We start from the raw sequence: 21,922 nt of genomic DNA on the forward strand, positions 1-21,922 counted from the left end.
GGCCTCTTCGCGGGCACATGTGGCAATCAGGTTTCCCGCAAAACCGCCAGCGGGCTGGCATTCAACGCCCGCCGCGTCCCCAGCACCCCCGCACCGCCCACCAGCAGTGCCCCCGCCAGCGGCAACACAAGCAGCCAAGGATGCGGGCTCCACTGCAAATCGAAGGCATAGCGATACAGCACCAGGGTAATCAGTTCACAACCCACTGCCGCCAACAGCCCACTGGCCGCACCCAGCAAACCGAACTCGATACGCCGCGCCTTCACCAGCAATGGCCGCGCCGCCCCTAGCGCACGCAGCAAGGCACCTTGGCGAATGCGTTCGTCCAGCGTTGCCTGCAAGCCGGCGAACAGCACCGCCAGCCCGGCCGCCAGCACGAACAGCAGCACATACTCCACCGCCAGGGTCACCTGGGCGAGGATGCTGCGCAACTGGTCGAGCAAGGCGTCCACCTGCAGGATGGTCACCGCCGGAAATGCCCGCGACAGCGCCACCACATCCAGGTCGTGGCCGGGTGCCAGGTAGAAACTGGTCAGGTAAGTGGTCGGCAACCCCTGCAGCGTGCCGGGCTGGAAGATCATGTAGAAGTTCGGCTGGAAGCTGTCCCAATGCACGCTGCGCAGGCTGCTGACCCGGGCCTGGCGCTGCTGGCCGCCGATGTCGAAGGTCAGCAGGTCGCCCATGTGCAGTTTCAGGCTGGCGGCCAGCTCTGCTTCCACCGAAACGCCGGGTATTTCGCTGTCGGCCGGCAAGGCTTGCCACCAGCTGCCGGCAGTGAGTTGATTGCCTTCGGGCAGTTCGGCGGCCCAGGTCAGGCTAAGGTCTCGCTGCACGGCGCGTTCACCCGCCGAGTCTTTGCTGACAACTTGCTGCACCGGCTGCTCGTTGATTTGCACCAGGCGCCCGGGCGTAACCGGGTAAAGCGGCGCCGAGGCTGCATTGACCTGGTGCAGGCGTTGCGCGAACGGTTCGCGGTCATCCGGCAGGATGTTCAGGGCGAAATGGTTGGGCGCATCCTTGGGCAGTTGGGCTTGCCAGGTGTCGAGCAGTTCGGCGCGCAGCAGGGCGACCAGGGCCATGGCCAGCAGGATCAGCCCGAAGGCCAGGGCCTGGCCGGCGGCGGCCGTGGGGTGGCGCAGCAGCTGGCCCAACCCCAGGCGCCAGGTCAGCGGTGCGCCGGCCAGCAACTGGCGCAGGCTGCGCAAACCGAGCAACAGCAGGCCGCCGAGCAACAATGCGGCGACCAGGCCGCCACCGAGCAAGGCGAAGGTGAGCAGCAGGTCAAGGCTCAGCCGCCACATGATCAGGCCCAAGGCAAACAGCGCGGCGCCATACACCAGCCAGCTGCTGGGCGGTATCGGCAGCAGGTCGCGGCGCAGCACCCGCAGCGGGGGCACCTGGCCCAGTGCAGCGATCGGCGGCAGGGCGAAACCGGCCAGTGCCACCAGCCCGGTCCCGATGCCGGCCAGGGCGGGAACGACGCCTCCGGCAGGCACCACGCTTGGCAATAGCCCCTGCAGCAGGCGGAACAGGCCCAGCTGGGCCAGCCAGCCGAGCAGGGCGCCGGCCAGGGCGGCGACCAGGCCGAGCATGGCCAGTTGCAGGCAATACAGGCCCAGTGCCTGGCGGCGCGACAGCCCCAGGCAGCGCAGCAGGGCGCTGGCGTCCAGGCGGCGTGCGGCATAGCGGCTGGCCGACAGGGCCACGGCCACGCCCGCCAGCAGCACCGCCACCAGGCTGGCCATGTTCAGGTAGCGTTCGGCCTTGCCCAGGGCGCCACCGATCTGCTGGTTGCCATCGCGGGTGTCGCGCAGGCGCTGGTTGGCGGCCAGGTCTTTTTCCACGGCCTGGCGGTATTGGGCCAGAGCCTCGGTATCGCCACGCCACAGGTCGCGGTAGGTAACCCGGCTACCCGGCTGAATGACGCCAGTGGCCTCGAGGTCGGCCAGGTTCATCATCACCCGGGGGGTAAGGCTGTAGAAGTTGTTGGCGCGGTCCGGTTCGTAGGTCAGCACGCGGCTCATGCGCAGGGTTTTCATGCCGACGTCGATGCTGTCGCCAATCGCCAGCCCCAAGGCGGCCAGCAGGCGGGGCTCGACCCATGCCTCGCCAGGTGCCGGGCCGCCGCCTGGGGTTTCCTCGGCATAGGGTGCCGCTGCGCTGCGTACTTGCCCACGTAGCGGGTAGGCGCCATCGGCAGCCTTTACACTGGACAGCTGGATGCCGTTGTCGCCGCCCACCACGCTGGTGAACTCGACTACCTGCGCGTGGCGCAGGCCAAGGGCCGTGCCGCTATCGATCTGCTGCTCGCGGGCCGGGGCGCTGCCCTGCAGTACCAGGTCGGCACCCAGGAATTCGCTGGCGCGCAGTTGCATGGCACCGTTTAGTCGGGCGCCGAAATAGCCGATGGCGGTGCTGGCGGCCACTGCCACCAGCAGGGCAAAGAACAACACGCGTACTTCGCTGGCGCGAATGTCGCGCAGCAGCTGGCGCAGGGCCAGGCCGCACAGGCGGGACAACGGCATGTGGGTCATCAGGCCTCCACCGGGGCCACCAGGCGCCCCGCGTCCAGGCGGATCTGGCGGCGGCAGCGCCGGGCCAGGCGTTCGTCATGGGTGACCAGCACCAGGGTGGTACCGCGCTCCTTGTTCAACTCGAACAGTAAGTCGCTGATGCGCTCCCCCGTGTGGCTGTCGAGGTTGCCTGTGGGCTCGTCGGCAAACAGCACCGCCGGTTGTGCCGCGAAGGCGCGGGCGATAGCAACCCGCTGCTGCTCACCGCCCGACAGTTGACGAGGCGTGTGGCTCAGGCGTTTGCCGAGGCCGACCCGTTCCAGCAGGGTGCGCGCATGTTCGCGGGCATCCCGGCGGCCGTCCAGCTCCAATGGCAGCATCACGTTTTCCAGGGCGTTGAGGCTGTCGAGCAGCTGGAACGACTGGAACACGAAGCCCACATGTTCGGCGCGCACGCGGGCGCGCTGGTCTTCATCCAGGGGGCCCAGGTCATGGCCGGCAAGGATGACCTGGCCGGCGCTGGGCTGATCGAGGCCGGCAAGCAAACCGAGCAGGGTCGACTTGCCGGAGCCCGAGGCGCCGACGATGGCCAGGCTGTCGCCTTGGGCCAGGTCGAGGGAGAGTGCGTGAAGGATGGTCAGGTCACCTTCCGCGCTGGGGACCACTTTGCTAAGGTTCTGCGCAACGAGAATGCTGGGGCCCATGGAGAATCCGATGCGAGTGTGGTGGTTGAGTGCCGGTCTGGCCCTGTATTGCCTGGCCCAGAGCGCGGCGGCGGGAACACTGCTGGTTGTTGGCGATAGTATCAGCGCCGGTTTTGGCCTGGATAGCCGCCAGGGTTGGGTCTCTTTGTTGCAGACCCGGCTCAAGGACGAAGGTTTCGACGATAAAGTGGTCAACGCCTCGATCAGCGGTGACACCAGTGCAGGTGGCCAGGCGCGGCTGCCGGCGCTGCTTGCAGCCCATAAACCGAGCCTGGTGGTGCTGGAGTTGGGCGGTAACGATGGCTTGCGTGGGCAGCCGCCTGCGCAATTGCAACAAAATCTTGCCTCGATGATTGAAAGCGCGCGTCAGGCCGGTGCCAAGGTGGTGCTGCTGGGCATGCGCCTGCCGCCCAATTATGGCGTGCGCTATACCACCGCATTCGCCAAGGTGTATGAACAGCTGGCGGCGGATAAACAGGTGCCATTGGTGCCGTTTTTCCTCGAAGGAATAGGGGGCGTGCCTGAGTTGATGCAGGCCGATGGCATCCACCCGGCCCAGGGGGCCCAGCAGCGCTTGCTGGAAAATGCCTGGCCGGCGATAAAACCCTTGCTCTGACGCTTTAAACGGGGCCGGCTTTCGGCTAATGTTGCGCCCCCCGTTTCGAGTGCCCCCGATGCCGCGCCCTGCCTGGTCCCTGTATGCCTACCAACTGATCGAGCCCGATGAGCAGCTCGACCTGTTCGCCTGCCAGGAAATCCGCGTTCACCTGGTGGCTCGCCAGCTTGAGCTGGGCGTGCCGGTAGACCGCACCTTGTGCGGCGGCCTGCTGCCTGCGCAGCCGCGCTGGTCGGCCGTGCCGCGCGCCATCTACCGTGACAGCCGCCTGTGTGACCTGTGCCGTGCCATCCTCGATGCCCAGCGGCGCGGCATGCGCCCGGTCTGGCCAGAGCTGCAGGCCAGCTGAACGGCAAGCACCTTTCATCATCTGAAACGCTTGCATGGGCGCCAATGCCTCCCGCTTGCATCAAGGCGGGTGTACAATCGTTCCTCTTGACCTATCTTTCGAAGGATTTACCGGATGTTGCCGCGCTTTCCTGCCGTCACCCGTAGCCTGTCCCTGGCCGCCCTGCTGGTAGCGGGCCCCGCTGCTGCGCTGGAATTGCCACTGCCACCGCCCGGTGAAGACATCGTCGGCCAGGTGCATACGATCAAGGCCAAGTACGAGGACACGTTCGCCGACATCGGCACCGCCAACGACCTCGGTTACCTGGAAATGATCGCCGCCAACCCGGGCGTCGACCCGTGGCTGCCGGGCGCCGGTACCGAGATCATCCTGCCGACCCGCTACATCCTGCCGCCGGGCCCGCGTGAAGGTATCGTCATCAACCTGGCCGAGTACCGTATGTATTACTTCCCGAAAGGGCAGAACGTAGTGCATACCTTCCCGCTGGGTATTGGCCGTGAGGGGTGGGGTTCGCCGATCGCCAACACCAAGATCACCGCCAAGACGCCGAACCCGACCTGGACGCCGCCTGCATCCATCCGTAAAGAACACGCTGCAGACGGCGACATCCTGCCGGCTGTGGTGCCGGCAGGTCCGGATAACCCGCTGGGGCCGTTCAAGTTCACCTTGGGCGTGCCGGGCTACCTGATCCACGGGTCGAACAAGAAGTTCGGCATCGGCATGCGTACCAGCCACGGTTGCTTCCGCATGCTCAACAACAACGTGCTGGAACTGTCGAAGATGGTGCCGGTCGGTACGCCGGTACGCATCATCAACGAGCCCTACAAGTTCGGTATCAGTGGCGGCAAGGTCTATCTGGAGGCGCACACGCCGCTGGACGATCAGGGTAACCCGTCGGTGGTCGACAAACACACTGCGGTTATCAACGCCTTGCTCAAGCGGGAAGACCTGGCCAACAACCTGCGCATGAACTGGGACATGGTGCGTGACGTGGTGGCTGCAGAAGATGGCATGCCGGTAGAAATTGCCGTGCCGGTGCAAAACCAGGGCAATGCGCCGATGGTGACGAGCATACCGCCCGAACTGCAGTAAGGTATTCGCGACACACCCGGGCCCGCCTTAGTGCGGGCCTTTTCGTATCTGCGTGACGCGTTTGCCTTGTTTGCAGGCAATAAAAAAGCCGACCCACAAGTGGGTCGGCTCCATAACAATCCGTGAGGATTATTACTTGCGGCTGGCTTTGTCCAGCATACGCAGGGCGCGCTCATTGGCTTCGTCAGCGGTCTGCTGAGCCTTCTGAGCGGCTGCCAGTGCGTCGTCAGCCTTACGGTAGGCTTCGTCAGCACGAGCTTGAGCGCGAGCTGCTGCGTCTTCAGTCGCAGTCAGACGAGCTTCGGTTTCTTTGGATACGCTGCTGCAACCGGTAGCCAGAACTGCGGCCAGAGCCAGAGCAGAGAATTTCAGAACGTTGTTCATCGTGTTCCCCTTCAAGGACTTTCTATTAAATAGCCATCTCTCAGGAAAAGAGAAACTGGCCGGCGTACATAGTACCCATTACTTGTAGTAAGTAAACTGACTGAGCGCAAGAACTGCAAAAAAAATGTTGCTTGACGCCGTGCCGACAAGATTTGCGACGCGTGTGTGAAAAAAACGTGCAGGGTTCGCAAGCGGTTGTACTACAGGAACTTTTTTGTTGAACTAAGGGTGACTTTAACTGTCCTTCGACGTCTTAAGCCCTACAACATCCGGTGGCTGTTGAACGTGCAGGGAAGAGTCGCTTTCCGGGCATTTTCGCCATTTTTAGCCGCTACCACCTTGAGCAATCCCGTTTGCGGCGCCTACTATCTTGTGAGTGCCAGAGGATCCGAACGATTGCAATCGTCCAGAGGTCGAAGGGGCAACAGGTGGCATAGAGGATTCTGTGCCGGATAAACCACCATCGGTGAAGGTATGGGTCTGCCGAGAAGACCTGCGAGGAGTAGTGATGAGCGAAGCGCTGACCATCCACCATGACCAGGCCGGTCATCAGTTCGAGACCAACGTGGACGGTCATCGTGCCTATCTGACGTACATGGATCTGGGCAAGCAGACGCTGGACATCTATCGCACCTTCGTGCCGAACGCCTTGCGGGGCCGCGGGATTGCCGCCGCGCTGACCGAGCAGGCCTTGGCGTACGCCGAGCAGATGGGCTACACGGTCATTCCGTCCTGCTCGTATGTGGAACGCTACATGGAGCGCCAGCAGCGGCATTCCAGCAAGGCCTGAGCTGCCGAAAGGCATCAGATACAAAAACGCCGGGCAATGCCCGGCGTTTTGTTTATTGCAATGCTCAGCCGCGCTTACGTTGCGGTAGCACATCCTTCAGCTTGGTACGCATGCTGCGCAGCGTTTTCTCGGTAGCCGACCAGTCGATGCAGGCATCGGTGATCGATACACCATACTGCAGCTCTTCCAGGTTTTTCGGGATCGACTGGCAGCCCCAGTTCAGGTGGCTCTCGACCATCAGGCCGATGATCGACTGGTTGCCTTCGAGGATCTGGTTGGCAACGTTCTCCATCACCAACGGTTGCAGGGCCGGGTCCTTGTTGGAGTTGGCGTGGCTGCAATCGACCATGATGTTGGCCTTGATCTTGGCTTTGGCCAGGTCCTGCTCGCACAGGGCGACGCTGACCGAGTCGTAGTTCGGCTTGCCGTTGCCGCCGCGCAGTACCACGTGGCCGTAAGGGTTGCCCTTGGTGGTGACGATCGACACACCGCCTTCCTGGTTGATGCCAAGGAAGCGGTGTGGCTTGGACACCGACTGCAAGGCGTTGATGGCAACGGTCAGGCCGCCGTCGGTGCCGTTCTTGAAGCCGACCGCTGAAGACAGGCCCGAGGCCATCTCGCGGTGGGTTTGCGATTCGGTGGTGCGGGCGCCGATGGCCGACCAGCTGATCAGGTCTTGCAGGTATTGCGGCGAAATCGGGTCGAGCGCCTCGGTGGCGGTCGGCAGGCCCATCTCGGCCAGGTCCAGCAGCAGCTGACGGCCAATGTGCAGGCCGTCCTGGATCTTGAACGAGTCATCCAGGTACGGGTCGTTGATCAGGCCTTTCCAGCCCACGGTGGTGCGTGGCTTTTCGAAGTACACGCGCATGACCAGGTACAGCGTATCGGACACTTCTTCGGCCAGCACTTTCAGGCGCTCGGCGTATTCGTGGGCGGCCTTGATGTCGTGGATGGAGCAAGGGCCGACCACGACGAACAGGCGATGGTCCTTGCCGTCGAGAATATTGCGCACCACTTCACGGCCGGCAGTTACGGTCTGCAGGGCCTTGGCGCTGAGGGGGATTTCCTTCTTGAGCTGATCGGGGGTGATCAGGGTCTCGTTGGAGGCAACGTTCAAGTCATCGATCGGTAAATCAGCCATCGTGTTACTCGTCAGGTCACGGGTGCCGGCCGCCAGCTATCCCCGTGCGGCCCAGCAGCAAGAATATTCGCAGCGGGGAGCCGAACCTTAGCGCGTTACAGGTGGCGCGACAATGGGCTTGGCCCAGTCATTGTGGGGTTTTTCCCTGATCGAGTGCGTTGAGCGCGAATGGGCTGCCCAGCGCTGCGTAACCTGTGTAAAAAGAGGGCTGACTTTATACTCGGAGATCGGCATGCATCCGCACACCCCTCGCATCGGTATCATCGGCAGTGGCGCCATCGGCGGTTTCTATGGGTTGATGCTGGCCCGGGCCGGTTTCGATGTGCATTTTCTGTTGCGCAGCGAGTACCAGGCCGTCAGTGAGCAAGGGCTGACCCTGGACAGTGACGTGCATGGTGCGTTGCAGATGCAGGTACAAGCCTATGCCAGTGCCGCCGACATGCCGCCTTGCGACTGGTTGCTGATCGGTGCCAAGGCCACCAGCAATGATCAGCTGGCACCGCTGATCGTGCAGGCCGCCGCACCCGGCGCCAAGGTCATACTGCTGCAGAACGGCCTGGGCGTAGAGGAGCAATTGCGCCCGGCCTTGCGTAGCGACATGCATCTGCTGGGCGGCCTGTGCTTCATCTGTGTCAACCGTCATGCGCCAGGTGTGATCCGCCATCAGGCACTCGGTGCTGTCAACCTGGGTTACCACAGTGGGCCGGCAAGTGATGGCGGTGCCGCGCTGGTCGGTGAGGGGGTGGCGTTGTTCAAGCGCGCGGGCATCGATTCGCAGGCCATGCCAAATCTCGACTCGGCGCGCTGGCAGAAGCTGGTGTGGAACGTGCCCTACAATGGCCTGTCGGTGCTGCTGGGGGCCAGCACCACGCCGCTGATGGCAGACAGTCACAGCCGTGATCTCATCCAGGCATTGATGGCCGAGGTGGTGCAGGGCGCCGCAGCCTGTGGCCACGTGTTGCCCGAGGGCTATGCCGAGCACTTGTTCCAGGTAACCGAGCGCATGCCCGACTACTGGCCAAGCATGTATCACGACCATGCGTTCAAACGCCCACTGGAATTGCAGGCCATCTATGCCGAGCCGCTGGCCCGTGCGCGTGCGGCAGGCTGCTGCTTGCCGCGTATGGAAATGCTCTATCAGGCGCTGAGCTTCCTCGACAGCAACCACCGGCCTCACTGAGGGCGGCACTGACCTCGGCTGGGCGCTTCAGCCCGCGCCAGTAGCGCGCCGGACGGCAAAGCGTGCATCCGGCGCGCTGCTAAGCTGAAGCTTGCTCTGCCGCTGCGGCAGTCGAGGAGGTCGAATGATCCGCTCCATGCTGTACGCCACCGACCTCGGTGTCTACGCACCTTTTGTGATGCAACACGCGCTGGCCCTGGCGCGTACGTTCAATGCCGAGTTGTATGTGATCCATGCAGTGGAACCCATGGGGCAGTTCGCCGAATCCCTCCTGCAAAGCTACCTTGATGAGCAGACGCTCGACCAGTTGCACAGCCAGGGCGTGAACACGGTGATGGCCAACATCGAGCAGCGCGTGCTGGAAAACTTTCGTGACGAGCTGGGCGAGGAGGCCGACCTCGCGGTGATCAAGGCGGTGCGGGTGCGCCAGGGTGACCCCGCACAGGTAATCCTTGACCAGGCACAACGGCTGAGTGTCGACCTGCTGATTTTCGGCAGCCACAGCGCCGGAGCGGGCGTGGATGTACCCCTGGGGCGCACGGCGGTACGGCTGCTGCAGCTGTCACCGGTGCCGGTGTACATGGTGCCGTTGGCACAGCACTTGGGGCGTAGGAAAGCATGAAGATGGCTGTAGGCTATTTCCGGGGGCATGTAACAAAATAGTTCTAGATTTATTTCCAGAACCACTAATATAGTTATATATCGTCGCTGCCTGCTGCCGCGGACTCATCGCTGAACCGAGGGGAACCTATGAAGCTTCAACAACTGCGCTACATCTGGGAAGTGGCGCACCATGACCTCAACGTCTCCGCGACGGCGCAGAGCCTGTATACCTCCCAGCCAGGTATCAGCAAGCAGATCCGCCTGCTCGAAGACGAACTGGGTGTTGAAGTCTTTGCGCGTAGCGGCAAGCACCTGACCCGCGTCACGCCGGCCGGTGAGCGCATCATCAATACCGCTGGCGAAATCCTGCGCAAGGTCGAAAGCATCAAGCAGATTGCCCAGGAGTTCTCCAACGAGAAGAAGGGCACGCTGTCCATCGCCACCACCCACACCCAGGCGCGCTATGCCTTGCCGCCGGTGATCAGCAGCTTCATCAAGCAGTACCCGGAAGTGTCCCTGCACATGCACCAGGGTTCGCCCATGCAGATCGCCGAGATGGCAGCAGACGGCACGGTAGACTTCGCCATCGCCACCGAGGCCCTGGAGCTGTTCGGCGACCTGATCATGATGCCGTGCTACAAGTGGAACCGTTGCGTGGTGGTGCCGCAGGGTCACCCGCTGGCCAAGCTGCCGAAACTCACTCTGGAAGCGGTTGCCGAATACCCGATCGTTACCTATGTGTTCGGCTTTACCGGGCGCTCGAAGCTGGACGAAGCGTTCAACCACCGCGGCCTCACGCCGAAAGTGGTGTTCACCGCGGCCGACGCCGACGTTATCAAGACCTATGTGCGCCTGGGGCTGGGCGTGGGTATCGTCGCGGGCATGGCTGTAGATGCCAAGCTCGACAGTGACCTGGTGGCGCTGGATGCCAGCGAGCTGTTCGAGGCCAGTATCACGAAGATCGGCTTCCGCCGTGGCACCTTCCTGCGTGGCTTCATGTGCGACTTCATCGAGAAGTTCGCCCCGCACCTGACCCGCGAAGTGATGGCCAAGGCCATTCAGTGCCATAACAAGCAAGAGCTTGAAGATCTGTTTGCAGGCGTTGAACTGCCGGTGCACTGATCCAATAATGCTGGGGCCGCTTTGCGGCCCATCGCAGGCAAGCCAGCTCCCACAGGTTTACCGTTGCCTCAAGGCTTGTGATCTTCCTGTGGGAGCTGGCTTGCCGGCGATGGGGCGCGAAGCGGCCCCAACAATTTCAAGCCTTGCTGATCAGGTTGCCCGCGTGCAACCCGCATTCCTTCTGTGTCGACTCTTCCCACCACCAGCGCCCCTCGCGCTCATGCTGGTTCGGCAGCACCGGCCGGGTGCAAGGCTCGCAGCCAATGCTGATGAAGCCGCGTTCATGCAGGCTGTTGTACGGCAGCTCAAGCATGCGGATATAACCCCACACTTCCTCGCTGCTCATCTGCGCCAGCGGGTTGAACTTGTACAGCGTGCGCTCGGGTGTGGAGAAGGCGCTGTCGATTTCCAGTGCCGCGACCTGGCTGCGGGTGCCCGGGCTCTGGTCGCGGCGCTGGCCGGTGGCCCAGGCGCTCACGGTGGCCAGCTTGCGGCGCAGCGGTTCGATCTTGCGGATGCCGCAGCACTCGCCGTGGCCGTCCTTGTAGAAGCTGAACAGGCCCTTTTCTTTCACGAACGGGTCAAGCCTGTCGCGGTCCGGGCTGAGGATTTCGATTGGCAGGTTGTACTGCTCGCGCACCTGGTCGATGAACCGGTAGGTCTCCGGGTGCAGTCGGCCGGTGTCGAGGCTGAACACCTTGACCTGCTTGTTCAGCTTCCAGGCCATGTCGACCAGCACCACGTCCTCGGCGCCGCTGAAAGAGATCCACAGGTCATCGCCAAAGTGCTCGAAGGCAAGCTTGAGGATGTCCTGCGGGGACTTGTTGGCATAGGTCGCGGCCAGGGCGGCGACGTCGAAGGGTTGGCTCATCAGGCGGTTTCCATCTTGGCTGTGGCGCTGTGCGCTCGTAGTAAGGTGATGGTAACAAAAAAACGCGGGCTAGACGGACTCACAAGCCCTGCAAGGTCTGCATCAACACCCGCACTTTGGCGATCGACTCTTCATATTCGGCTTGCCATTCGGAGTCGGCCACGACCGCGCCGCCACCCCAGCAGCTGACCTGGCCGTCTTTGACCAGCAGGCTGCGAATGGCAATCGAGCTGTCCATCTCGCCGCGCACATCCACATACAGCAGCGAGCCGCAGTACAGCGCCCGACGCGCGGGTTCCAGCTCGTCGATGATCTGCATGGCGCGAATTTTCGGCGCGCCGGTGATCGAGCCGCCGGGGAAGCTGTCGCCGATCAGGTCCAGGGCATCCTTGTCGCTGGCAAGCTGGCCGGTGACACTGCTGACCAGGTGATGGACGTTGGGGTAGCTCTCCAGGCTGAACAGCTCCGGTACTTTCACCGAGCCGATTTCGCAGGTGCGCCCCAGGTCGTTGCGCAGAAGGTCGACGATCATCAGGTTTTCCGAGCGGTCCTTGGGGCTGCGCAGCAGCTCCTCGGCATTGCGTGCGTCTTCACCTGGGTCGCTGGCGCGCGGCCGGGTGCCTTTGATTGGCCGGGTTTCCACCTGGCCCTGGCTGACACGGATGAAGCGCTCGGGCGAAAAGCTCAGCAAGGCGCTGCCGTCAGCCAATTGCTGGTAGCCGGAAAACGGCGTGGGGCATGCCTTGCGCAGGGCCTGGTAGGCTCGCCAGGGGTCGCCCTGGCAGGGGGCGCGGAAGCGTTGAGTCAGGTTGATCTGGTAGCAGTCACCGGCCTGGATGTAGCGCTGTACCTGGTCGAAAGCGGCTTTGTACTGTTCTGGCTGCAGGTCACCAGCCATTGGGGCGAGCAACTGGAAGTCACCGGTTTCGGTGCAGCTACTGCCTTCGAACAGGTTGATCAGGCGTTCTCGCTCGTCGCTTGCCAGGCTCGGGTGGAACACCAGCTGGCTGGTGCCGTGCAGGTGGTCGCTGACCAGTGCCCAGGCGTAGAGGCCCAGTTGCGCGTCAGGCAGGCCGAGGTCGTCCACAGCCAGGCTTGGCAGGTGTTCCAGTCGGCGGCCGAAGTCGTAGCTCAGGTAGCCGATCAGGCCACCGGCAAAGGGCAGTTCAACGCCCTTGGGCAAGCTGGCGTGGCCCAGTTGCGCCAGGCCGGCACGCAGACGCTGAAGGAATGCGCGGCCGCCTTCATCGGGCTGCGCTTGCAGCTGTTGCAGCGGCCAGGCGCTGAGCAGGTCGAAGCGACCGCGTTCGGCGCCGGGGCGGGCGCTGTCGAGCAGGATCGCACCGGGGGCCAGGCGCAGGCGGGCGAAATAGGCGGCAGGGTCGGGCTGGTAGGGCAGGGGGTGCAGCGTACAGGTCGGCATCAGTGTGGACGGCGATGTAAAAGCGAGGAGGGCGATTGTAGACCTGTGTAGGAAAAGCGCCTAGCACTGGGCGCGACATTCAACATTGTGTTTTATGCAGGGGCCGCGATGCGGCCCCGGCAATTCAGCGGTTAGGCACGTGCCCGAACAACCCCTGTGCTACCCGAACGCGCTGTTCGGCATCTTCGGTAATGCCGTCCTTGGCCAGTGCTTCGATGTGCGCTTCGATGGCGTGGGTGCGCTGGGTCAGGCCGCAGTCGTTGGCAATCTGGATGTTCAGGCCCGGGCGGGCGTTGAGTTCCAGAATCAGCGGGCCTTTGTCCTGGTCCAGCACCATGTCCACGCCAATGTAGCCCAGGCCGCACAGCTCATAGCAGCCGGCCGCCAGCTTCATGAAGCCGTCCCAGTTTGGCAGTTGCACGCCGTCCACCGCGTTGGTGGTGTCCGGGTGCTTGCTGATGATGTTGTTCAGCCAGGTGCCGCGCAGGGTCACGCCGGTGGCCAGGTCGACACCCACGCCGATGGCGCCCTGGTGCAGGTTGGCCTTGCCGCCGGACTGGCGGGTCGGCAGGCGCAGCATGGCCATGACCGGGTAGCCCATCAGCACGATGATGCGGATGTCCGGCACGCCTTCGTAGCTGATGCTCTTGAAGATCTGGTCGGGGGTGACCCGGTATTCGATCAGTGCGCGGTCGCGGTGGCCGCCCAGCGAGTACAGGCCGGTGAGGATGCTCGAGATCTGGTGCTCGATTTCCTCATGGCTGATGATCTTCCCCGACACGGTGCGGTAGCGGTCCTCAAAGCGGTCAGCGATGACCAGGATGCCATCACCGCCGGCACCCTGCGCCGGCTTGATGACGAAGTCGCTGCGCCCGCCAATGATCTGGTCGAGCTTTTCGATCTCTTTTTCGGTCTCGATGATGCCGTACATTTCCGGCACATGGATGCCGGCCGCCAGGGCACGCTCCTTGGTGATGATCTTGTCGTCGACAATCGGGTACAGGTGGCGCTTGTTGTACTTCAACACGTAGTCCGCGTTGCGCCGGTTGATACCCATGATGCCCCGGGCCTCCAGGGCTTTCCACGTCTTGATCAGGCCAAACATCAGGCGTCAGCCTTCTTCAGGAATGCCTTGAAGCGCACGAGCTCGGTCAGGCGGTAACCGCGGTAGCGGCCCATCGCCAGCATGAAGCCCACCAGGATCAACAGCACGGCAGGGAAGGTGAACACGAAGTACACCAGTTCCGGCACCATCATCAGCAGGTGCGCAAGCGACGCGGCGAACAGGGTGCCGATGGCCACTTTCATGGCATGGCCACCGCCACGTTCTTCCCAGGTAATGGACAGGCGTTCGATGGTCATGGTCAGGATCACCATCGGGAACAATGCCACCGACAGCCCGCGCTCCAGGCCCAGCTTGTGGCTGAACAGGCTGATGGCGGCGATGAGCACCACGACAAAGGTGAGTACCACCGACAGGCGCGGCAGCATCTGCAGCTTGAGGTGTTCCAGGTACGAGCGCAGCGACAGGCCCAAGGCTGTGATGACCGTGAACAGCACGATGCCGAAGCCCAGCTGGGTCTCGCGGAAGGCCAGGGCGATCAGCACCGGGGTGAAGGTGCCCAGGGTCTGCAGGCCGATCAGGTTGCGCAATACCAGGATCACCAGCACGCCGATCGGGATCATCACCATGATCATGAAGGTTTGCTGGGTCTGCAGCGGCAAGCCGTACAGCGAGTATTCGAGGAAGTCGGCGTCGGTGTTCTCGTCGGTCAGCTTGGCCAGGCGGATGGCGTTCATCTCGCTGTTGTTCATGCTGAAGGTGACGTTGGCTTTCTTGCCGCCATCGACGGTGATCAGGTTGTCGTCACCGGTCCACCACAGCAGGCGGTCGCTGGGCAGGCCCTGCTCGCCGGTGTCCGGGTTGAAGTACAGCCAGTCGTTACCGTTGAAGCTGCGCAGCCACAGTTCCGGGGTTTGCGGGGTATCGGCCACCAGGCGGATGGTGTGCACCTTCTCCATCGGCACATGGGCAATCGACAGCAGCAGGTCGATGATCTGGGCCTTTTTCATTGGCGAGGTGTCGCCGGCCAGCAGCAGCTTGACGTTGTCGTCGTTGAGGTTGTTGACCCGCTTGATGGTCTCGCTGACGAAGGTCTCGACGTCGGCGGAGTGCTGGCGAATCGGCGCCATCAGGGCTTCGGCGGCAATCTTCTCGGGGCCTTCGATCGCCAGGCTGTCACGGAAGGTCGGGCCTTTGACCGTGGTCTTCTCGTTGCTGTAGCGCTTGGTCAGCACCAGGCGGTAGTACAGGGTCTGGTTGCCGCTGGCGCGGCGGGCCGACCAGGTAACCTTGCGGTTGCCGTCGGCGCGGTTGACGCTGACACCGTAGTTGTTGGAGATGAAGCTCTCGTTGAGGCTGACGTAGTCGCGGTTCAGCGGTGGCACGAACATCTGCACCTTGACCGGGTCCTTGGTGCTGGCCACGAACTCGACCTTGGCGTCGATGTTCCACAGGTCGTCGGTTTCATCCTCGGTCACCGGGATGCCGAGGAAGAAGATCTGATAAGCCGTGACCGCCACGCCCAGTAGCACCAGCACGGTGATCAGGACTTTCAGATGGAGGGTAAGAGAGCGCATCGGGATTACTCTGCTTTGGGAGCGTCGGTGGCACAGGCAGGTTTGCCGGCCGCATATTTAAGGCTTGGGTCGACCAGCGCGTCGAAGTGCTTGAGCGCCTCGGAGCCGATCAGCAGCGGGAACTGGAACGCGCTGCGGTCGGTGAGGTTGACTTCGATGGTGCGCATGGCCTGGCCCATGCAGATTTCGAGTTCGATGACCGGGCGGGCGGTATAGGCCTTGCCCGATTCTGCATCATAGTCGCCGGCCCGGCGCTTGATCTTGCTCACGCGTGCAAGTGGGCGTTCGATCGGGTGCGAGTGCGCCGCATCGATGGCCAGGTAGAAGCGCACCCAGCTTTCACCGTTGCGCTTGAAGCGCTTGATGTCGCGGGCGCTGAGCGATGCGGTCTTGGCACCGGTGTCGAGCTTGGCGGCCACTTCCAGGTCCAGGTCGCCCAGGCGGGCGTATTCGTTGAGACCATACACGGTCTTGCCCGCCGCCTGGCCAAGGGCCGGTAGCAGGGTGAGGCATAGCAGCAATAAAACGGGTGTAAGTCTCATAATCCTGGCGCGGTGCGGTGCAAGGTTCGGGCTATGTTAAGGGCAAGGCGACTGGCAACGACTGCGCAAGCTTCCTCGTTTATCTGTCAACAAGCATGAATGGATGACAGACAGGCTATCCATACCCCATCGGAGGCGCGGCATTCTATCACGCCGACGTCTTGACGCCAGCGGTGCGCGATCTGACAGCATTGAGAGGGTGATAGTTCGTTCTTAGACGATTGTCGACAATATTCATTTTGTCTTTGACTTGGAGGGCTCTGTTCGTTAATTTCTGGCGAAGAGTTTTTCAAGGTGTCGACAATATGCAGGACCTTTCCACCCCCAGCCCGGTGCAGGCAGACGAAACGGAAACCCTTTCCGAAAACGTCTTCCGGCGCATCCAGGCGGCCATCGTCAAAGGTGAAATCGCCCCTGGCAGCAAGATCTCCGAGCCGGAGCTGGCGCGTACCTATGGCATCAGCCGCGGGCCGCTGCGCGAGGCCATCCACCGCCTTGAAGGCCAGCGCCTGCTGGTGCGCGTGCCGCATGTGGGGGCGCGGGTTGTGTCACTCAACCATGCCGAGCTGATCGAGCTGTACGAAATCCGTGAATCGCTCGAAGGCATGGCCTGCCGGCTGGCTGCCGAGCGCATGAGCCAGGCAGACATCGACGAGCTGCGCCGGGTGCTCGACACCCACGAGCGCGATGCCGCGTTCCAGGCCGGCCTGGGTTATTACCAGCAGGAAGGCGACTACGACTTCCATTACCGGATTATCCAGGGCAGCGGCAACCAGACCCTGGTCAAGATGCTGTGTGGCGAGCTGTACCAGCTGGTGCGCATGTACCGCATTCAGTTCTCGGCCACGCCCAACCGCCCACGCCAGGCGTTTTCCGAGCACCACCGCATTCTCGATGCCATCGCCGACCGTGACGGCGAACTGGCCGAACTCCTGATGCGCCGCCACATCGGCGCGTCCAAGCGCAATATCGAGCGTCACTACCTGGACGCCCACAACAACAGCCCACGAGGTGAGAAATGACTGTGAAGAGCACCCCCGGTCAGCGTTTCCGCGATGCCGTTGCCGCTGAGCACCCGCTGCAGGTGGTTGGCACCATCAACGCCAACCACGCCCTGCTGGCCAAGCGCGCCGGCTTCAAGGCCATCTACCTGTCCGGTGGCGGCGTGGCCGCCGGCTCCCTGGGCCTGCCGGACCTGGGCATCAGTGGCCTGGACGACGTGCTCACCGACGTGCGCCGTATCACCGACGTGTGCGACCTGCCGCTGCTGGTGGATGTCGACACCGGCTTCGGTGCCTCGGCCTTCAACGTTGCCCGCACCGTGCGTTCGATGAGCAAGTTCGGTGCCGCCGCCATCCATATCGAGGACCAGGTGGGCGCCAAGCGCTGTGGTCACCGGCCGAACAAGGAAATCGTCAGCCAGCAGGAAATGGTCGACCGCATCAAGGCCGCCGTCGATGCCCGCACTGATGACAGCTTCGTGATCATGGCGCGTACCGATGCCCTGGCCGTCGAAGGCCTGAACGCGGCCCTGGACCGTGCCGAGGCCTGTATCGAAGCGGGCGCTGACATGATCTTCCCGGAAGCCATCACCGAACTGCAGATGTACAAGACGTTCGCTGACCGGGTGAAGGCACCGATCCTGGCCAACATCACCGAGTTCGGCGCCACGCCGCTGTACACCACCGAAGAGCTGGCCTCGGTTGACGTGTCGCTGGTGCTGTACCCGCTGTCGGCGTTCCGTGCCATGAACAAGGCAGCCGAGAACGTGTACACCGCACTGCGCCGCGACGGCACGCAGAAAAACGTGATCGACACCATGCAGACCCGCATGGAGCTCTACGATGCCATTGGTTACCACGCCTTCGAGCAGAGCCTCGATGCGCTGTTTGCCCAGAAGAAGGGCTGAGCAACACCCCGAATTAGCCAGAAAGCATCCATAACAAATTCAAGAAAGGAGAATCACCGTGGCCGAAGCAAAAGTACTCAGTGGCGCAGGCCTGCGCGGCCAAGTGGCTGGCCAGACCGCACTGTCGACCGTGGGCCAGGCCGGTGCCGGGCTGACCTACCGTGGTTATGACGTGCGTGACCTGGCGGCCGGTGCCGAATTCGAAGAAGTCGCCTACCTGCTGCTGTACGGCGAGCTGCCAACCCAGGCCGAACTGGCGGATTACAAGCGCAAGCTCAAGGGCCTGCGTGACCTGCCGCAAGCGTTGAAGGAAGTGCTGGAGCGCATCCCGCGTGACGCTCACCCGATGGACGTGATGCGCACGGGTTGCTCCGTGCTGGGCACCCTGGAGCCCGAGCTAACCTTCGAGGCCCAGCGCGACAAGACTGACCGCTTGCTGGCACTGTTCCCGGCCGTGATGTGCTACTGGTACCGCTTCACCCATGATGGTGTGCGCATCGATTGCACCAGCGACGAAGACACCCTCGGTGGCCACTTCCTGCACCTGCTGCATGGCAAGAAGCCGAGCGAGCTGCACGTCAAGGTGATGAACGTGTCGCTGATCCTGTACGCCGAGCACGAGTTCAACGCCTCGACCTTCACTGCCCGCGTCTGTGCCTCGACCCTGTCCGACCTGTACTCCTGCGTCACCGCTGCCATCGGCTCGCTGCGCGGCCCGCTGCACGGCGGTGCCAATGAGGCGGCCATGGAGCTGATCGAGCGTTTCCAGAGCCCGCAGGAAGCCACCGCCGAGCTGCTGCGCATGCTGGAGCGCAAGGACAAGATCATGGGCTTTGGCCACGCGATCTACAAAGAGTCCGACCCGCGCAACGAGGTGATCAAGGGCTGGTCGAAGCAGTTGGCCGACGAAGTGGGTGACAAGGTGCTGTACCCGGTGTCCGAAGCCATCGACAAGACCATGTGGGAGCAGAAACGCCTGTTCCCCAACGCCGATTTCTACCATGCCTCGGCGTACCACTTCATGGGCATTCCGACCAAGCTGTTCACCCCGATCTTCGTCTGCTCGCGCCTGACCGGCTGGGCGGCGCACGTCTTCGAACAGCGCGCCAACAACCGCATCATCCGCCCGAGTGCCGAGTATATCGGCGTCGAGCAGCGCCAGTTCGTGCCGATCGAGCAGCGCTGAGTCATAGATTGCTGGGGCTGCTGCGCAGCCCTTTCGCGACACAAGGCCGCTCCCACAGGGACGGCGCAGTACCTGTGGGAGCGGCCTTGTGTCGCGAAAGGGGCGCGTAGCGCCCCCGAGGCCATAGCCGCACCTGCCCCCGAATACCGTGACCGAGCCTGATAACGATATGAACACTGCATTCCGCAAGCACCTGCCAGGCACCGGCCTGGACTACTTCGATGCCCGTGCGGCGGTCGAGGCGATCAAGCCCGGCGCCTACGACGGCCTGCCATACACCTCCCGCGTGCTCGCCGAAAACCTGGTGCGCCGCTGCGATCCGGCCACCCTCGATGCCTCGCTGAGCCAACTGATCGAGCGCAAGCGCGACCTCGACTTCCCTTGGTTCCCGGCCCGCGTGGTGTGCCACGACATCCTCGGCCAGACCGCGCTGGTCGACCTTGCCGGCCTGCGTGACGCCATTGCCGATAAAGGCGGTGACCCGGCCGCGGTCAACCCGGTGGTGCCGGTGCAGCTGATCGTCGACCACTCGCTGGCCGTCGAGTGCGGTGGCTTCGACCCACAGGCGTTCGAAAAGAACCGCGCCATCGAAGACCGCCGTAACGAAGACCGCTTCCACTTCATCAACTGGACCAAGAAGGCGTTCAAGAACGTCGACGTGATCCAGCCGGGCAACGGCATCATGCACCAGATCAACCTGGAGAAGATGTCGCCAGTGATTCACAACGACCGTGGCGTGGCCTACCCGGACACCTGCGTCGGCACCGACAGCCACACCCCGCATGTCGACGCCCTGGGCGTGATCGCCATCGGCGTGGGCGGCCTGGAAGCCGAGAACGTGATGCTCGGCCGCGCCTCGTGGATGCGCCTGCCGGAAATCGTCGGCGTCGAGCTGACGGGCAAGCTGGCACCGAACATCACCGCCACCGACCTGGTGCTGGCCCTGACCGAATTCCTGCGCAAGCAGAAGGTGGTCGGCGCGTATCTGGAGTTCCACGGTGAGGGGGCCCGCGCCCTGACCTTGGGCGACCGCGCCACCATTTCCAACATGGCCCCGGAATACGGTGCCACCGCAGCTATGTTCGCCATCGACCAGCAGACCATCGACTACCTGCGCCTGACCGGCCGCGAAGAGCAGCAGGTCAAGCTGGTCGAGACCTACGCCAAGGCCGCCGGCCTGTGGGCCGACAGCCTGGGCGGCGCCGTCTACGAGCGCACCCTGAGCTTCGACCTGTCGAGCGTGGTGCGAAACATGGCCGGGCCGTCCAACCCACACGCCCGTGTGGCCACCAGTGACCTGGCAGCCAAGGGCATTGCCGGCAATTGGGAAGACGTGCCAGGGCAAATGCCTGACGGCGCGGTGATCATCGCCGCCATCACCAGCTGCACCAACACCAGCAACCCGCGCAACGTGATTGCCGCAGGCCTGATCGCACGCAATGCCAACAGGCTGGGCCTGGCCCGCAAGCCGTGGGTCAAGTCGTCGCTGGCACCGGGCTCCAAGGCCGTGCAGCTGTACCTGGAAGAGGCGGGTCTGGAGAAGGAGCTGGAGCAACTGGGCTTTGGTATCGTCGCCTTCGCCTGCACCACCTGCAACGGCATGTCCGGCGCCCTGGACCCGGTAATCCAGCAAGAAATCATCGACCGCGACCTGTACGCCACCGCCGTGCTGTCGGGTAACCGCAACTTCGACGGGCGTATCCACCCGTATGCCAAGCAGGCCTTCCTGGCGTCCCCGCCACTGGTGGTGGCCTATGCCATTGCCGGCACCATCCGCTTCGACATCGAGAAAGATGTGCTGGGTGTGGTTGATGGCAAGGAAATCCGCCTCAAGGACATCTGGCCGAGCGATGAAGAGATCGACGCCGTGGTGCGTGCTGCGGTCAAGCCAGAGCAGTTCCGCAAGGTGTACATCCCGATGTTCGCCATCGAGGAAGACCGTGGGCCGAAGGTGGCGCCGCTGTACGACTGGCGCCCGATGAGCACCTACATCCGCCGCCCGCCCTATTGGGAAGGTGCCCTGGCCGGTGAGCGCACCCTGCGCGGCATGCGCCCGCTGGCGGTGTTGCCGGACAACATCACCACCGACCACCTGTCGCCGTCCAACGCCATCATGCTCGACAGCGCCGCTGGCGAGTACCTGGCGAAAATGGGGCTGCCGGAAGAAGACTTCAACTCCTACGCCACCCACCGTGGCGACCACCTGACCGCCCAGCGTGCCACCTTCGCCAACCCCAAGCTGTTCAACGAAATGGTGCGCAAGGATGACGGCAGCGTGAAGCAGGGTTCGCTGGCGCGTATCGAGCCGGAAGGCAAGGTCACCCGCATGTGGGAGGCCATCGAAACCTACATGCAGCGCAAGCAGCCGCTGATCATCGTGGCCGGCGCCGACTACGGCCAGGGTTCGTCCCGTGACTGGGCGGCCAAGGGCGTGCGTTTGGCGGGTGTCGAGGCGATCGTGGCCGAAGGCTTCGAGCGCATTCACCGCACCAACCTGGTGGGCATGGGCGTGCTGCCGCTGGAGTTCAAGCCGGGCACCGACCGCAAGACCCTGGGCCTGGACGGTAGCGAGACGTATGACGTGCTGGGCGCGCGTACGCCACGGGCGACCCTGACGTTGGTGGTTACCCGCGCCAATGGCGAGCGCCTGGAAGTGCCGGTGACCTGCCGCCTGGACACCGCCGAGGAAGTGTCGATCTACGAGGCGGGGGGGGTGCTGCAGCGCTTTGCCCAGGACTTCCTCGAAGCGACCGCGTAATTGCAGGGGGCCGCTTTGCGGCCCATCGCCGGCAAGCCAGCTCCCACAGGGATCGTACAATCCTGACGTTGGCGCAGTACCTGTGGGAGCTGGCTTGCC

Annotated in this window: 20 protein-coding genes; 11 read left to right on the top strand and 9 right to left on the bottom strand. The window is 63.3% G+C overall.

From position 1 onward, the window contains the following. Nucleotides 1-26: 26 nt before the first annotated feature. Nucleotides 27-2,534, bottom strand: a complete 2,508-nt coding sequence (locus tag A0O30_RS21405; protein ID WP_105947915.1) for an ABC transporter permease — start codon at nt 2,532-2,534, stop codon at nt 27-29. Next, the gene (locus A0O30_RS21410; protein ID WP_105947916.1) at nt 2,534-3,217 is read right to left on the bottom strand and encodes an ABC transporter ATP-binding protein; all 684 of its coding nucleotides are present in this window, start codon (nt 3,215-3,217) and stop codon (nt 2,534-2,536) included. The genes A0O30_RS21405 and A0O30_RS21410 overlap by 1 nt, the downstream gene beginning before the upstream one ends. Before the next feature lie 10 nt (nt 3,218-3,227). On the opposite strand from A0O30_RS21410, the gene A0O30_RS21415 reads away from it, so the two are divergent. From A0O30_RS21415 to A0O30_RS21425, 3 genes are all read left to right on the top strand, one after another. Continuing rightward, nucleotides 3,228-3,833 carry an arylesterase gene (locus tag A0O30_RS21415; RefSeq protein ID WP_060498368.1) on the top strand — a complete coding sequence of 202 codons (606 nt, stop codon included), beginning with the start codon at nt 3,228-3,230 and terminating at the stop codon, nt 3,831-3,833. 58 nt (nt 3,834-3,891) lie between these two features. After that, nucleotides 3,892-4,182 (top strand): hypothetical protein, encoded by a 291-nt coding sequence (locus A0O30_RS21420; protein ID WP_016714754.1) that lies wholly within the window; start codon nt 3,892-3,894, stop codon nt 4,180-4,182. Between the two features lie 114 nt (nt 4,183-4,296). After that, nucleotides 4,297-5,274: a L,D-transpeptidase family protein gene (locus A0O30_RS21425; protein WP_105947917.1), complete on the top strand. Its 978-nt coding sequence runs from the start codon at nt 4,297-4,299 to the stop codon at nt 5,272-5,274. 132 nt (nt 5,275-5,406) lie between these two features. On the opposite strand, the gene oprI is transcribed toward A0O30_RS21425, so the two are convergent. Beyond that, nucleotides 5,407-5,658, bottom strand: a complete 252-nt coding sequence (gene oprI, locus A0O30_RS21430; protein ID WP_003259780.1) for an outer membrane lipoprotei OprI — start codon at nt 5,656-5,658, stop codon at nt 5,407-5,409. Nucleotides 5,659-6,166: 508 nt separating this feature from the next. Between oprI and A0O30_RS21435 the strand changes: the two genes are divergently transcribed. Continuing rightward, complete coding sequence (locus tag A0O30_RS21435) at nt 6,167-6,448, top strand: GNAT family N-acetyltransferase (RefSeq protein ID WP_016714752.1); 282 nt, start codon at nt 6,167-6,169, stop codon at nt 6,446-6,448. Nucleotides 6,449-6,512: 64 nt separating this feature from the next. On the opposite strand, the gene A0O30_RS21440 is transcribed toward A0O30_RS21435, so the two are convergent. Beyond that, nucleotides 6,513-7,589 (bottom strand): 3-deoxy-7-phosphoheptulonate synthase, encoded by a 1,077-nt coding sequence (locus A0O30_RS21440; RefSeq protein WP_016714751.1) that lies wholly within the window; start codon nt 7,587-7,589, stop codon nt 6,513-6,515. Between the two features lie 232 nt (nt 7,590-7,821). On the opposite strand from A0O30_RS21440, the gene A0O30_RS21445 reads away from it, so the two are divergent. The 3 genes from A0O30_RS21445 (at nt 7,822) to cysB (ending at nt 10,494) form a co-directional block, all read left to right on the top strand. Further along, nucleotides 7,822-8,769 (top strand): putative 2-dehydropantoate 2-reductase, encoded by a 948-nt coding sequence (locus A0O30_RS21445; protein WP_105947918.1) that lies wholly within the window; start codon nt 7,822-7,824, stop codon nt 8,767-8,769. Between the two features lie 124 nt (nt 8,770-8,893). Then, a complete protein-coding gene (locus A0O30_RS21450; protein WP_016714749.1) occupies nt 8,894-9,391 on the top strand; it encodes a universal stress protein in 498 nt (165 codons plus the stop codon). Between the two features lie 128 nt (nt 9,392-9,519). Next, the gene (gene cysB, locus A0O30_RS21455; RefSeq protein WP_105947919.1) at nt 9,520-10,494 is read left to right on the top strand and encodes an HTH-type transcriptional regulator CysB; all 975 of its coding nucleotides are present in this window, start codon (nt 9,520-9,522) and stop codon (nt 10,492-10,494) included. Between the two features lie 136 nt (nt 10,495-10,630). Here cysB and A0O30_RS21460 read toward each other — a convergent pair whose 3' ends face one another. The 5 genes from A0O30_RS21460 to A0O30_RS21480 form a co-directional block, all read right to left on the bottom strand. Continuing rightward, on the bottom strand, nt 10,631-11,365 hold the full coding sequence (locus A0O30_RS21460) for a phosphoadenylyl-sulfate reductase (RefSeq protein ID WP_019097591.1): 735 nt from the start codon (nt 11,363-11,365) through the stop codon (nt 10,631-10,633). A gap of 79 nt (nt 11,366-11,444) precedes the next feature. After that, on the bottom strand, nt 11,445-12,788 hold the full coding sequence (pabB, locus tag A0O30_RS21465) for an aminodeoxychorismate synthase component I (protein ID WP_105947920.1): 1,344 nt from the start codon (nt 12,786-12,788) through the stop codon (nt 11,445-11,447). A gap of 124 nt (nt 12,789-12,912) precedes the next feature. Further along, the gene (locus A0O30_RS21470; protein WP_016714746.1) at nt 12,913-13,893 is read right to left on the bottom strand and encodes an alpha-L-glutamate ligase-like protein; all 981 of its coding nucleotides are present in this window, start codon (nt 13,891-13,893) and stop codon (nt 12,913-12,915) included. After that, a complete protein-coding gene (locus tag A0O30_RS21475; RefSeq protein ID WP_016714745.1) occupies nt 13,893-15,428 on the bottom strand; it encodes an inactive transglutaminase family protein in 1,536 nt (511 codons plus the stop codon). Before A0O30_RS21475 ends, A0O30_RS21470 begins: the two co-directional genes overlap by 1 nt. 5 nt (nt 15,429-15,433) lie before the next feature. Next, on the bottom strand, nt 15,434-15,970 hold the full coding sequence (locus A0O30_RS21480; RefSeq protein ID WP_016485910.1) for an ATP-dependent zinc protease: 537 nt from the start codon (nt 15,968-15,970) through the stop codon (nt 15,434-15,436). A gap of 305 nt (nt 15,971-16,275) precedes the next feature. Between A0O30_RS21480 and A0O30_RS21485 the strand changes: the two genes are divergently transcribed. From A0O30_RS21485 to acnD, 4 genes are all read left to right on the top strand, one after another. Then, nucleotides 16,276-16,992: a GntR family transcriptional regulator gene (locus tag A0O30_RS21485; protein ID WP_016714744.1), complete on the top strand. Its 717-nt coding sequence runs from the start codon at nt 16,276-16,278 to the stop codon at nt 16,990-16,992. Beyond that, the gene (gene prpB, locus A0O30_RS21490; RefSeq protein ID WP_016714743.1) at nt 16,989-17,879 is read left to right on the top strand and encodes a methylisocitrate lyase; all 891 of its coding nucleotides are present in this window, start codon (nt 16,989-16,991) and stop codon (nt 17,877-17,879) included. The genes A0O30_RS21485 and prpB overlap by 4 nt, the downstream gene beginning before the upstream one ends. A gap of 58 nt (nt 17,880-17,937) precedes the next feature. Then, nucleotides 17,938-19,065, top strand: coding sequence for a 2-methylcitrate synthase (prpC, locus tag A0O30_RS21495; protein WP_105947921.1), 1,128 nt, complete (start codon nt 17,938-17,940; stop codon nt 19,063-19,065). A 169-nt stretch (nt 19,066-19,234) separates the two neighbouring features. After that, nucleotides 19,235-21,823 carry a Fe/S-dependent 2-methylisocitrate dehydratase AcnD gene (acnD, locus tag A0O30_RS21500; RefSeq protein WP_105947922.1) on the top strand — a complete coding sequence of 863 codons (2,589 nt, stop codon included), beginning with the start codon at nt 19,235-19,237 and terminating at the stop codon, nt 21,821-21,823. Nucleotides 21,824-21,922: the final 99 nt, after the last annotated feature.

Origin of the sequence: Pseudomonas sp. LLC-1, assembly GCF_002992185.1 — a bacterium.
Lineage (GTDB): Bacteria > Pseudomonadota > Gammaproteobacteria > Pseudomonadales > Pseudomonadaceae > Aquipseudomonas > Aquipseudomonas monteilii.

Bases quoted from the DNA above. Each gene is read 5' to 3' on its own strand.
- A0O30_RS21405 (WP_105947915.1), bottom strand. From the start codon at position 2,534: ATGACCCACATGCCGTTGTCCCGCCTGTGCGGCCTGGCCCTGCGCCAG.
- A0O30_RS21410 (WP_105947916.1), bottom strand. From the start codon at position 3,217: ATGGGCCCCAGCATTCTCGTTGCGCAGAACCTTAGCAAAGTGGTCCCC.
- A0O30_RS21415 (WP_060498368.1), top strand. From the start codon at position 3,228: ATGCGAGTGTGGTGGTTGAGTGCCGGTCTGGCCCTGTATTGCCTGGCC.
- A0O30_RS21420 (WP_016714754.1), top strand. From the start codon at position 3,892: ATGCCGCGCCCTGCCTGGTCCCTGTATGCCTACCAACTGATCGAGCCC.
- A0O30_RS21425 (WP_105947917.1), top strand. From the start codon at position 4,297: ATGTTGCCGCGCTTTCCTGCCGTCACCCGTAGCCTGTCCCTGGCCGCC.
- oprI (WP_003259780.1), bottom strand. From the start codon at position 5,658: ATGAACAACGTTCTGAAATTCTCTGCTCTGGCTCTGGCCGCAGTTCTG.
- A0O30_RS21435 (WP_016714752.1), top strand. From the start codon at position 6,167: ATGAGCGAAGCGCTGACCATCCACCATGACCAGGCCGGTCATCAGTTC.
- A0O30_RS21440 (WP_016714751.1), bottom strand. From the start codon at position 7,589: ATGGCTGATTTACCGATCGATGACTTGAACGTTGCCTCCAACGAGACC.
- A0O30_RS21445 (WP_105947918.1), top strand. From the start codon at position 7,822: ATGCATCCGCACACCCCTCGCATCGGTATCATCGGCAGTGGCGCCATC.
- A0O30_RS21450 (WP_016714749.1), top strand. From the start codon at position 8,894: ATGATCCGCTCCATGCTGTACGCCACCGACCTCGGTGTCTACGCACCT.
- cysB (WP_105947919.1), top strand. From the start codon at position 9,520: ATGAAGCTTCAACAACTGCGCTACATCTGGGAAGTGGCGCACCATGAC.
- A0O30_RS21460 (WP_019097591.1), bottom strand. From the start codon at position 11,365: ATGAGCCAACCCTTCGACGTCGCCGCCCTGGCCGCGACCTATGCCAAC.
- pabB (WP_105947920.1), bottom strand. From the start codon at position 12,788: ATGCCGACCTGTACGCTGCACCCCCTGCCCTACCAGCCCGACCCTGCC.
- A0O30_RS21470 (WP_016714746.1), bottom strand. From the start codon at position 13,893: ATGTTTGGCCTGATCAAGACGTGGAAAGCCCTGGAGGCCCGGGGCATC.
- A0O30_RS21475 (WP_016714745.1), bottom strand. From the start codon at position 15,428: ATGCGCTCTCTTACCCTCCATCTGAAAGTCCTGATCACCGTGCTGGTG.
- A0O30_RS21480 (WP_016485910.1), bottom strand. From the start codon at position 15,970: ATGAGACTTACACCCGTTTTATTGCTGCTATGCCTCACCCTGCTACCG.
- A0O30_RS21485 (WP_016714744.1), top strand. From the start codon at position 16,276: ATGCAGGACCTTTCCACCCCCAGCCCGGTGCAGGCAGACGAAACGGAA.
- prpB (WP_016714743.1), top strand. From the start codon at position 16,989: ATGACTGTGAAGAGCACCCCCGGTCAGCGTTTCCGCGATGCCGTTGCC.
- acnD (WP_105947922.1), top strand. From the start codon at position 19,235: ATGAACACTGCATTCCGCAAGCACCTGCCAGGCACCGGCCTGGACTAC.